This is a genomic window from Kurthia massiliensis, from assembly GCF_000285555.1.
In the GTDB taxonomy this organism is placed as follows: domain Bacteria; phylum Bacillota; class Bacilli; order Bacillales_A; family Planococcaceae; genus Kurthia; species Kurthia massiliensis.
Genome location: NZ_CAEU01000096.1, coordinates 1 through 224 on the forward strand (window position 1 = coordinate 1; position 224 = coordinate 224).

Below are 224 nucleotides of genomic sequence, written 5' to 3' on the forward strand. Positions count from 1 at the left end.
TTAAAAGGCATGAAAGCGATGCTTTCTGAAGTGTATCCGCACGCGCGTTATCAAACGTGACTCGTTCATGTGCAGCGCAATTTGAATCATAAAGTGCGGACGAAAGATCGTGCAGAAGTGTGTGACGACTTTAAACAAGTGTATCGTGCTGAAACGCTAGAAGAAGCGATTCAAGCACGCGAACGCGTTATCAAAAAGTGGCAGACTGCCTATCCGAAGCTCGT

1 pseudogene is annotated in these 224 nt (G+C 46.4%); it reads left to right on the plus strand.

Annotation, left to right across the window (positions count from 1 at the left end):
* A pseudogene (locus tag KMHG_RS19780) lies at window positions 1-224 on the plus strand (transposase); the annotation flags it as partial.